8 protein-coding genes are annotated in these 11420 nt (G+C 62.7%); all 8 read right to left on the bottom strand.

The annotated features are described in order from the left end of the window. Nucleotides 1-74: 74 nt before the first annotated feature. The 8 genes from ligA to ICI42_RS08670 all read right to left on the bottom strand — a co-directional run bounded on the left by ligA (nt 75) and on the right by ICI42_RS08670 (nt 11225). A complete protein-coding gene (gene ligA / locus ICI42_RS08705) occupies nt 75-2225 on the bottom strand; it encodes an NAD-dependent DNA ligase LigA (protein WP_188164158.1) in 2151 nt (716 codons plus the stop codon). 123 nt (nt 2226-2348) lie between these two features. Further along, nucleotides 2349-4019, bottom strand: a complete 1671-nt coding sequence (recN, locus tag ICI42_RS08700; RefSeq protein ID WP_188164157.1) for a DNA repair protein RecN — start codon at nt 4017-4019, stop codon at nt 2349-2351. A 10-nt stretch (nt 4020-4029) separates the two neighbouring features. Continuing rightward, nucleotides 4030-4896 (bottom strand): outer membrane protein assembly factor BamD, encoded by an 867-nt coding sequence (locus tag ICI42_RS08695; protein ID WP_188164156.1) that lies wholly within the window; start codon nt 4894-4896, stop codon nt 4030-4032. A gap of 191 nt (nt 4897-5087) precedes the next feature. Next, entirely contained in the window at nt 5088-6023 is a 936-nt protein-coding gene (lpxC, locus tag ICI42_RS08690) for a UDP-3-O-acyl-N-acetylglucosamine deacetylase (protein ID WP_188164155.1), read from the bottom strand. A 282-nt stretch (nt 6024-6305) separates the two neighbouring features. Beyond that, entirely contained in the window at nt 6306-7997 is a 1692-nt protein-coding gene (gene ftsZ, locus ICI42_RS08685) for a cell division protein FtsZ (protein WP_188164154.1), read from the bottom strand. Nucleotides 7998-8068: 71 nt separating this feature from the next. Beyond that, nucleotides 8069-9382, bottom strand: a complete 1314-nt coding sequence (ftsA, locus tag ICI42_RS08680; RefSeq protein ID WP_188164153.1) for a cell division protein FtsA — start codon at nt 9380-9382, stop codon at nt 8069-8071. Next, nucleotides 9379-10311 (bottom strand): cell division protein FtsQ/DivIB, encoded by a 933-nt coding sequence (locus ICI42_RS08675; RefSeq protein ID WP_188164152.1) that lies wholly within the window; start codon nt 10309-10311, stop codon nt 9379-9381. The genes ftsA and ICI42_RS08675 overlap by 4 nt, the downstream gene beginning before the upstream one ends. Continuing rightward, a complete protein-coding gene (locus ICI42_RS08670; RefSeq protein ID WP_188164151.1) occupies nt 10299-11225 on the bottom strand; it encodes a D-alanine--D-alanine ligase in 927 nt (308 codons plus the stop codon). The genes ICI42_RS08675 and ICI42_RS08670 overlap by 13 nt, the downstream gene beginning before the upstream one ends. Nucleotides 11226-11420 lie beyond the last annotated feature (195 nt).

The following is an 11420-nucleotide window of genomic DNA, read 5'->3' as shown; positions in this document are numbered from 1 at the left end:
GAGCGCACCTGCGCAGTCACGCCAATTTCATTGAGCCAAGGATCAACCGAATTGAGCATTTCGATCACGGCGCATCAGGTGCGCCCGATCCTTTCGAACCAGGCGTCCTCGTCGATGACTTCGATGCCGAGTTCGCTGGCAAGCTTGAGCTTGGAGCCCGCCCCCGGACCGGCGACGACGAGATCGGTTTTCTTGGACACCGAGCCCGCCACCTTCGCGCCCAGCTTTTCGGCCATGGCTTTGGCCTCGTCGCGCGACATCTTCTCCAGCGAGCCCGTGAACACCACCGTCTTGCCCGCGACAGGCGAATCGACAGCGCCGACCTTTTCCTCGTCCAGCGGCGTCACCTCCTCGAGCAGCGCTATGAGTGCTTCCAGGTTGTGGCCTTCGCGGAAGAACTCGACAACGGCCTCGGCGACGATAGCCCCGATGCCGTTGACCCCGTTGAGTTCCTGCCATTCGGCGTTGCCTTTGTCGCCCTTGCCTTCGGGTATCTGAGCGTTGCTCGCGACACGCTGCAGCTCGGCGAAGCTGGTGAAATGCCGCGCCAGGCGCTTGGCGTTGGTTTCCCCGACATGGCGAATGCCGAGCCCAAACAGGAAGCGCGAGAACTCGACCTTACGGCGCTCGTCGATGGCGGCAAACAGCTTGCGCACCGACACCGCGCCGAAACCGTCAATGTTGTCGAGCTTGGTCAACGATTGTTCCTGACGCGCTTTCAGCGTGAAGATGTCGGCCGGCGTCCGGATGCGCAGCGCCGGGTCCTCGGCGTTGAAGAAGAACTCGATCTGCTTTTCGCCAAGCCCTTCTATGTCCAGCGCATTGCGCGAAACGAAATGCCTCAGCCGCTCGACCGCCTGCGCCGGGCAGATCAGCCCGCCCGTGCAGCGCCGCACGACCTCCCCCTCCTCGCGCACGGCATGGCTGCCGCAGGCCGGACAGGTGGTCGGAAAACGATAGGGCTGGGCGTCGGCCGGACGCTTTTCCAGAATGACGTCGAGGATCTGCGGAATGACGTCGCCGGCGCGCTGCACCACCACCGTGTCACCGACGCGGATGTCGCGGCCCTCGCGGATCGGCTGGCCGCTGTTGCCGATGCCCTTGATGTAGTCCTCATTGTGCAGTGTCGCATTGGTTACCACCACACCGCCTACAGTCACCGGGACAAGCCGCGCCACCGGCGTCAGCGATCCGGTCCGGCCGACCTGGATGTCGATACCGGTCAGCACCGTCATTGCTTTTTCGGCGGCGAATTTATGTGCAATCGCCCAGCGCGGCGAGCGCGACACGAAACCGAGGCGCTCCTGCAGGTCGAGCCGGTCGACCTTGTAGACCACGCCATCGATGTCGTAGCCGAGGCCGGCACGGTTCTCCTCGATGGTGTGATACTGGCTCAGCAGTCCCTCGACATCGTCGAACCGCTTCATCAAAGGGTTGGTCTTGAACCCATAGCGTTCGAAAGCCTCGACCATGCCCATCTGGGTATCGGCGGGCAGCTCGCTCACCTCGCCCCAGGCATAGGCGAAAAACCGCAGCGGCCGGCTAGCGGTGATGGCCGTATCCAACTGGCGCAGGGAGCCCGCGGCGGCATTGCGGGGATTGGCGAAGATTTGCTTGCCGGCCTCGCCATTGCGCCGATTGAGCTCGGCGAAATCGGCATGGCTCATATAGACCTCGCCGCGCACGTCGATGATGTCGGGATAATCGCCCGAGAGCACGTTGGGAATGTCGGCGATGGTGCGGGCGTTGGCGGTGACGTTCTCGCCCGTCGTGCCGTCGCCGCGAGTCGCCGCCGAAACCAGCCTGCCCTGCTCGTAGCGCAGCGACAGCGACAAGCCGTCTATCTTGGGTTCGGCAGTGATTGGCAGTGGGGCGTCTGCCGCCAGCCGCAGGAAGCGGCGGATGCGGGCGACAAATTCCACCACGTCCTCGTCGGCGAACGCATTGTCCAGCGACAGCATCGGGATGGAATGCGTGACCTTGCCGAATTTCTCCGAAACAGTGGCGCCGACCTTTCGCGAAGGCGAGTCCTCACGCACCAAACCCGGAAACCGCTGCTCGATGGCGAGGTTGCGGCGGCGCAGCGCATCATATTCAGCGTCGTCGACGGTCGGCGCATCTTCGTTGTAGTAGCGCTCGTCATGCGCGGCGATTTCCCCGGCAAGACGCGCCAGCTCGGCTTCCGCTTCGCTTTCGGTGAGGCTGTCGACGGGCTTTTGGGTCATGACTGCGGGTCCGGCTTGTTTGGCCGGACCATAGCGCAAGCGGTAGAAAGCGCGGAAGCCAGATTCGGCAAATCTCTACGTCGGGCAGGCATTTACGCGCCGCTCCTGACTCAAGTTGCCAGCTTAGGAAGCCGTATTTTCCCGCAGCAGGCGCTCGGCGGCGGCGCGGGCTTCCTCGGTGATGGTGGCGCCGGCCAGCATGCGTGCAATCTCTTCCTGCCGGGCCGGTCGGTCCATCTCGGCAATGTCGGTGGCCACACGGTCGGAATTGCCGGACTTGGAGATCAGGTAATGGGTGTGGGCGCGTGCCGCGACCTGCGGCGCATGCGTGACGGACAGCACCTGCACGCTGCCGGCAAGACGCGCCAGCCGCTGCCCGATGGCATCTGCCACAGCGCCGCCAACGCCCGTATCGATCTCGTCGAAGACCAGTGTGGGTGCGGAGCCCCGATCGGCCAGCGCCACCTTGAGCGCCAGCAGGAAGCGCGACAGCTCGCCGCCGGAAGCAACCTTCATCATCGGGCCGGCGCGGGTGCCGGGATTGGTGCGCACCCAGAATTCGACCTGGTCGATGCCCTCCTCAAGCCTGTTGTCGGCCTCGGTGGCAAGTTCGACAATGAAGTCGGCACGCTCCAGCTTCAACGCCGGCAATTCCGACATCACGGCCTTGCGCAAGGCGATGGCCGCCGTTTGACGCAGTTCCGATAGATGCGCGGCAAGCCTGTCATAGGCATCGCGCAGCGTGGCTGCCTGCTTTTCCAGAATGCCCAGCTTCTCCTCGCCGGCATCGAGATCGGCCAGATCGGCCGACATCGTGTCGCGCAACTGGGCGAGGTCATCGACCTGGACGCTGTGCTTGCGCGAGGCTGCGCGCAGCGCAAACAGTCGCTCCTCGGCCTTTTCCAGCTTCTGCGGATCGTACTCGCTCGCCCGCATGGCCGCCTCGACCCCGGACTGGGCGGCATCGAGCGAAATCAAAGCTTCGTCGAGCGACTTCACCACCTCGTCGAGCAGGCCCGGCGCTTCGGCTGATTTACGCTGCAGGCGGCGGAGCAGGCTGGCAATCTGCGGCAGCGGCGATGACGGGCCGGAGAGTACATCCTGCGCATCCTGGATTTCCGAGGCGATCTTCTCCACCCGCATCATCGAGGCGCGGATTTCGGCCAGTTCGGATTCCTCGCCCGGCTGGGGATCGAGCTTGATCAGTTCGGCCACCGCGGCACGCAGATAATCCGCCTCGCGTGCCGCAGCCTCGACGCGCGCGCGATGCCGCGAAAGCTCTTGCTCGGCGGTACGCCATTGGCGCCATGCGGCGGCAACCGCCCTTGCCTCGCCGACATGCCCGCCGAAGGAATCCAGCAACTCACGATGCGCCGCGGCGTCGACCAGAGCGCGGTCATCGTGCTGGCCATGGATTTCCACCAGGGCGCGACCGATGTCGCGCATCAAAGTCACGCTCGACGGCTGGTCGTTGACGAAAACACGCGTACGGCCATCGGCAGTCTGCACACGGCGCAGGATGATATCGCCATCGTCTTCGATAGCATTGTCGGCGAGGATGCTGCGTGCGGGGTGGTTGCCGGGAACGTCGAACACCGCCGTCACCTGGCCTTGGTTGACGCCATGGCGGACAAGCGAGGCATCGCCGCGCGCGCCGAGCGCGAGCGACAAAGCGTCGAGAAGAATGGATTTTCCCGCACCAGTCTCGCCGGTGAGCACCGACAGCCCGGAAGCAAAATCGATATCCAGCCGCTCAATCAGGACGATATCGCGGATCGACAGTCGAGCTAACATTGCTGGCCGATCAGGCTCCCGAGAACATCTTTCCGGCTTTTGAAATCCACGAACCGGCATTTTCGCGCGGCTCGAGGCCGTTCGTCTGCAGCAGCTTGTAGGAGTCCTTGTACCACGGGCTGTCCGGATAATTGTGGCCCAGAACGGCGGCGGCCGTCTGCGCTTCGGACGTCAAGCCCATCGCATAATAGGCCTCGACCAGACGCGCCAAGGCTTCTTCGACATGGCGCGTGTTGGAATAGTTTTCGACCACATTGCGGAAGCGCTTGGTGGCGGCGATATATTCACGACGCTCGAGATAATAGCGGCCGATCTGCATTTCCTTGCCGGCGAGCTGGTCGCGGGCGAAGCGTATCTTGTCACGCGCATCGTCGACATATTCAGAGTCGGGCCAGCGCTCGATCAGCTCTTCCATCGCCTCGATGGTGCGGCGGGCTTCCTTTTGGTCCTGCGTCACGTCGCGGATCTGGCGGAAATAGCTGAGGCCGATGATGTACTGCGCATAGGCCGCGTCCTCGGAGGACGGATAGAGCGCAAGGTAACCCTTGGCGCCGGCAATCGCATCCTCATACGAGCCCTGGCGGTAATTGGCGAATGCGCCCATCACCTTGGCCTTGCGCGCCCATTCCGAATAGGGGTGCTGGCGGTCGAGCGCGTCGAACTTACGGCTCGCCTCTTTCAGGCGGCCGGCTTCCAGGTTGGCGAGGCCCTGATTGTAAAGAACGTCGGCGGGTTCGGTCGTCTCGACATAGGTCGAAAGATCGAGATCCTTCTCGGCCGACTGGCAACCTGCGAGCACCACCGGGGCAAGCAGCGAGACCGCCAATAGCGCCGTGCGCAAAGGATGCCTCGTCTCATCGGCTGATTTCAGAATCATTGCGGAATTCCGTCCCTTCGGCGTCGTTTAGCCCACCGGCCACACGCCATAGATCATAACTGGCCTTACCCGGCAACGCTATCGGCGCGCATTCGCGCATTTTTGTGGCGCGTTACCCGCGAGAAAAGCGACAACGCTTTTCCGCGCGGAGTGATGCATGAAAACAACAGATCTGAGGCGCAAACGAGGGATCAGAGCATCCACGGCGCATAGACGGCGGCATTGACCGCGATCATTTCAGCCGACCTGCCGCGCTCGCGACGGGTCGTCTCGACGATCTCGAAGGCCGAACGATCCGACAACAGCCGGCGAAGCGCTGCCGCGTTGAGGCGGTGTCCACCGCGATAGGAGCGGAAGCAACCGATGAAGCGCGCACCGGCAAGCGCCAGATCGCCCATCGCGTCCAGCGTCTTGTGACGCACGAACTCGTTGGGGAAGCGCAGGCCTTCCATGTTGATGACGCGGTTGTCGTCGCCGATCACCACCGAGTTCTCAAGCGACGAGCCGAGCGCGTAGCCGGCGGCCCACAGCCGCTCCACATCCTTCATGAAGCCGAAGGTGCGGGCGCGGGAAATCTCGTTGCGGAAGATGTCGTCGTTGATGTCCGAGGCGAAAGACTGCCGTCCGATGACCGGGCTTTCGAAATCGATCTCGACCTCGAAGCGGGTGCCGCCATAGGGACGAAACTCCGCCCAGGATGCACCGTTTTCGATGCGAACAGGCTTTAAGACACGGATATAACGGCGTTTTACGCTCTGCGTCTCGATGCCGGCCTGATCGATGGCCTCGACGAAATGCGAGGAACTGCCGTCCATGATCGGCACTTCGCCGCCATCGATCTCAATCACGAGGTTGTCGATTCCAAGCCCAAACAGCGCGCCCATGAGGTGCTCGACGGTGGCGACATGTTCGCCGGCCGGATCACCAAGCATCGTGCAAAGGTCGGTGGCGCCGACTTCGGAGACGAGCGCGCGCAGGTCGCGGCCTGCCGTCTGAAACACCACGCCCGTATCCGCATCTGCGGGAAGGAAGGTCAGAGACACCGGCTTGCCGCTGTGCACTCCAACACCAGACAGGGTGACGCGGGACTTCAGAGTTGTTTGATAGTCGTGCAAAATTATCCCCATGCGCCCATTCAGCCTAGGTCCGCTTCACCTAAGGAAGGAGCGCGGCTCTTTCTTGCATCGATCGGAGGGACCCCATCCCCATAAATCACCATCCAACCGAGCTTATAACGCGGCGAAGATAGTATTCCGGACTTGAGACTCCAAATCACGGTTTCTTACTCCATGTAACGACGCAACCACATTCCTATACATAGGCAAGCTATTGATTTTAATCTCTTTTAACCGAAAACAGGCGAACGTGGGTACGCTCGCCTGTTAATGATTGTTACAAGACGTTAACAATCAGTTCGCTTGGCGGCGAAGAAAGGCCGGAATCTCCAACTGATCTTCTTCATGAGTCGCACGCGGCTGCGGCGAGACACGGCCCTGGTCGTCCAGCTGACCGCGCCGCGGCGCATAGAGCTGGGCTTCCTGGCTCGGCGCACGGCGGGTTTCAGGTGCCGGCTGGCGCAACTTCGGCTCGCGCGGCGCCTGTGCTGCGGGCTGCAGACGGGCCGGTTCTTCCTCGCGCCGGGTCAAACCATTGGTCAAGCGCTTGAGCAGGCCCATCGGACCGCGCTCTTCATGATCGACCGGATGGCTCTTGGCTTCGACCTCTGCACGCACCACCGGCGGGAAGTCCTCGACGCGCGGCATGCGCGGCTGGACAGGCGCGGGAGCGGGCTGCTGCACGGCCTCGCGCAGCGGGGCCTGGGCAACGGGTGCGGGCTGCGGCTGTACATGCTGAACCGGAGCCTGGGCGACCGGAGCAGCCGGAGGCGCCTGGAACAGCTTGCTCTGCGGACGGAACTCGTCGGCATGCGGGGCTGCGGGGCGCGGCTGGGCATGGAAGGCATTCTGCTCAGCCATCTGCATGGCTTCTGCTACGGGGTCGGCGGCACGAATTTCTAACCGCGGCTGATCCAGCTGAACCTGCTGTGCAGGAGCCGGACGCGAATCAGCCGCCGGCCGAGGGGACGGCTTGATCGGCTGACGGATGGTGATCGGGGCTGCGGCGATTTCGGCAGCCGTCTTGTCGATGCCGGTCGCGACGACCGACACGCGAATGACGCCTTCCAGTTCCTCGTCGAAGGTCGCGCCCAGGATGATGTTGGCGTCCTGGTCGACTTCCTCGCGGATGCGGGTCGCGGCTTCGTCCACTTCGAACAGGGTCAGGTCGCGGCCGCCGGTGATGGAGATCAGCAGGCCTTTCGCACCCTTCATCGAGGTTTCGTCGAGCAACGGGTTGGCGATCGCAGCTTCCGCAGCGGCCATTGCGCGGCCCTCGCCCGAAGCTTCGCCGGTGCCCATCATCGCCTTGCCCATCTCGCGCATCACCGAACGGACGTCGGCGAAGTCGAGGTTGATCAAGCCTTCCTTGACCATCAGGTCGGTGATGCAGGCAACGCCCGAATACAGAACCTGGTCAGCCATGGCGAAAGCGTCGGCGAAGGTCGTCTTGTCGTTGGCGAGACGGAAGAGGTTCTGGTTGGGGATGACGATCAGGGTATCGACGCACTTCTGCAGTTCCTCGATACCCAGGTCGGCCGTCTTCATGCGGCGCTGGCCTTCGAAGTGGAACGGCTTGGTGACGACGCCAACCGTCAGAATGCCTTTTTCGCGGGCAGCGCGGGCAACAACGGGAGCAGCACCGGTTCCGGTGCCCCCGCCCATGCCGGCGGTGACGAAGCACATATGCGTGTTGGACAGATGATCGATGATCTCGTCGATGCACTCCTCGGCAGCGGCGCGACCGACTTCAGGCTGCGATCCGGCGCCGAGACCTTCCGTGACGTGGGCGCCCAGCTGGATCAGGCGTTCGGCCTTCGACATCGTCAAGGCCTGCGCATCGGTGTTGGCGACGACGAATTCGACGCCACGCAGACCGGCCGTGATCATGTTGTTGACGGCATTGCCGCCGCCGCCGCCGACGCCGAACACGGTGATCCGTGGCTTCAGCTCCGTAATATCGGGTTTTTGAAGATTTATCGTCATTGATGTCGTCCTTTTCGCCTTTCCCGCCGCTGCGCCGCCGCGGCTGCCACTGGGGCTGACCCCGTCATTACTCAAAAACTGTCTCTCAACCACTGGCCCATCCGCGAGAAGCGCCCTCCCGTCCCGGTCATCCGGAACGAGGAGGAGCCTTTCGCAAACCGGCTCTCGAAACTCGCGACTTGCGGATAGATCAAAAGACCTACCGACGTTGCGAAGGCTGGGCCTTTCGCCGCTTCCGGCAGCCCGGCCACACCGAGCGGACGACCGATCCGGACATTGCGTCCCAGGATGCGCCTTGCCGCTTCCGGCATACCGACCAGCTGGCTTGCACCACCCGTCAGAACCACCCGCTTGCCCACCGCGTTGCCGTAGCCGGACTTGTTGATTCGGTCGCGCATCGCTTCCAGCGTCTCTTCGACGCGGGCCCGGATGATGCGCATCATCACCGAGCGCGGCACCTGCACCGGCACTTCGCCGTCGTCGAGGCTGCCGATCGGCTGGATGGTCACCAGGTCGCGGTCGTCTGCACTGCCCGACAGCGCCGAACCATGCATCACCTTGAGACGCTCGGCGTCTTCGAGACGCATCGAAAGACCCTTGGCGAGGTCGAGCGTTACATGATTGCCGCCGATCGGCACCGAATCGGCGCGAACCAGCTTGCCCTCGGAGAAGATCGACATCGTCGTCGTACCGCCGCCCATGTCGATGCAGGCAGCACCCATTTCCAGCTCGTCGTCGACAAGCGCCGCAAGGCCGCTGGCATAAGGGGTCGCGATCAGTTGCTCGACCGACAGATGCGAGCGGTTGATGCAGAGCTCCAGATTGCGCAGGGGCGCCGCGTCGCCGGTCAGCACATGCATGTCAACGCCAAGCGTCTCGCCGACCATGCCGCGTGGATCGCGGATGCCGCGCTCGCCGTCGAGCGAAAAGCCGACAGGCAGGGAGTGAATGACTTCGCGCTCGGCCCGCAGCGCCTGCTTGGCGCCGGCTGCGAGCACGCGGGTGACGTCGTTCTCGTCGACCTCATGTCCGCCGAGATTGACGTTCGCGGTAAACGCCTGGCTCTTGAGACGCCCGGCGCTGAGATTGACCAGTAACGACTCGACCGTCAGGCCGGCCATGCGTTCGGCCGCATCGACCGCGAGGCGGATCGCCTGCTCGGCCTTGGCGAGATCGACGATGACGCCGGACTTCACACCTTGCGATTTCTGGTGGCCGATGCCGATGACCTGAACGTCGTGGGTACGTCCCTTGAGCAGCCGCGCACCTTCGCGTGGCTTCAGGCGCGCAATGATGCAGCAGACCTTGTTGGAGCCGATGTCCAGCACCGTCAACACGCCGGAACGGCGCGAGGGTCCTTCGTTTTTTCCGCCCAGCCAGCTCATATGCGCTTACCTGCATTGGTCTTGCCGCGCTGCTTCAGCTCCGCTTCGCGGCGCTCCATCGCTCCCGGCGTCAACTGGACGACCATCCTGTCGGCGATACGCATGTCGACGACAGCGATATCCTTGTCCAACAGTCCGTTTTCGCGCTGCTGCTGCAGCAGATCCGCCATTGCCGCTTCCTCGCCGAACTCCGGCAGCTTCACGGTGATGCCGTTTTCAAGCCGAATGTCCCAACGGCGTTCGCCGATGCGGACATATCCCTTCACCCGTGCGGCGAGTTCGGGATAGGCCGCCACGCGGTCGATGAAGCTGATGGCGCCTTCCGGCGCGCCGGCGCCCACGATCAGTGGAAGCGAGGCCTGCCGCCCGCCGTCGAACGGTGCGATGATGCGGCCGGAACGCTCGATGACATTGAGCTGACCCGCCGTCTGCCAGATTGCAAAGGCTTCACGCTCCACGATCTTCACTTCGATCGAATCGGGATAGGTCTTGCGGACGGTCGCGGTCTCCACCCAGGGCAGGCTCTGGATGCGCTCGCGCGCCTCGTCGGGATTGAAGCCGATCAGCGATGTCCATCCGTTCAGCTCGAGTCGGTCGAGCACATCGATCTCCGACGTCTCGCGATTGCCCGAAACCTGGATCTCATCGACTGCGAAACCGCTATGGGCGGTGATGGTTTGAACCACTTCCGGCATATGACCGCCGAGATAGGTGCCATAGGCCACCGCACCGCCGATATAGGCCGCCGACAGCATCGTTGCGGCATAACGGGGCGCGACGAAGTCCCCGCGCATCAGGCGGCCGGCATGGCGAACGTGCCGGCGCATGAAGCGCGGCAGCACGAGATAGCGGCGCAAACGGGAGCCGCCGAAAGGCAGCAGCGAATCGCCGCATCCCCGTCCCGATGTCCCAAATCTCAACGAAGACACGACGCGTCCTCCACCATCCAACTCAACAGACCGCCGAACGGATGACCGGCCTGCGCAGCGATTTCGGGCACCAGAGAGGTCGGCGTCATGCCGGGTTGAGTGTTGACCTCCAGCCAGACGACCTCCCCTTCTTCGGAGACGCGATCGTCATAGCGGAAGTCAGATCGGGAGACGCCCCGACAGCCGATCGCTTGGTGAGCCTTGAGTGCGAGTGTTTGTATTTTTTGGTAAATATTTGGTGAAAGTTTTGCCGGGCATTCGTGCTTTGAGCCGCCGGCAACATATTTCGAGTCGTAGTCATAGAAGGCGTGACCGGTCGGGATGATCTCGCAAACACCGAGCGCGACATCGCCCATAACGGCGCAGGTCAGCTCTCGGCCATGGATGTAGCGCTCGACCATCACGGTATCGCCATAACGCCACTCGGACGAACTGATGACCTGCGGCGGATGCGACTGATCCTCCTTCACGATGACCACGCCGAAGCTCGATCCCTCAGCCACTGGCTTCACCACATAGGGCGGCTTCATGGGGTGTTCGTTGCGAATCGAAAAGCGGGAGACGACCTTCGATTCAGCGACGGGGATACCCACCGCCCTGGCGATCGTTTTGGACCGCTCCTTGTTCATGGCAAGCGCTGAGGCTAGAACACCGGAATGCGTATAGGGAATGCCGAGATATTCGAGGATGCCCTGGATCGTCCCGTCTTCGCCGAATGGGCCATGCAAAGCGTTGAAAGCGACATCGGGACGAAGCTCAGCAAGCACAGCGCCGACGTCGCGGGTCACGTCCACGCGGGTCACGCGATACCCTTCGACCTCGAGCGCATCGGCGCACGCCTTGCCGGAAGACAGGGAAACCGGACGCTCGGACGAAAAGCCACCCATGAGCACGGCAACATGCTTGGACTTCATTTCCCCATTTTCCCCTCTCTACACGAACACCAAATTCTGAAGTGAGTCCGAGTCTTCCGGCAGGTTGCCCCTCCAGACGGAAGATACGCGTTACGCGTCGAAACGACTCAAATCAGGAAACGCTTTAGGCCAAAGAATCAGAGACTGGATTCAGAGGCAAGTCCTCAAGATTCCGATTGATTCACTTTGCCTTAC

The sequence above is a fragment of the Oryzicola mucosus genome, assembly GCF_014534685.1.
Taxonomy (GTDB): Bacteria; Pseudomonadota; Alphaproteobacteria; order Rhizobiales; family Rhizobiaceae; genus Oryzicola; species Oryzicola mucosus.
Note: the sequence above shows the minus strand (reverse complement) of the source record. Positions and strands in the feature narration are given on the sequence as shown.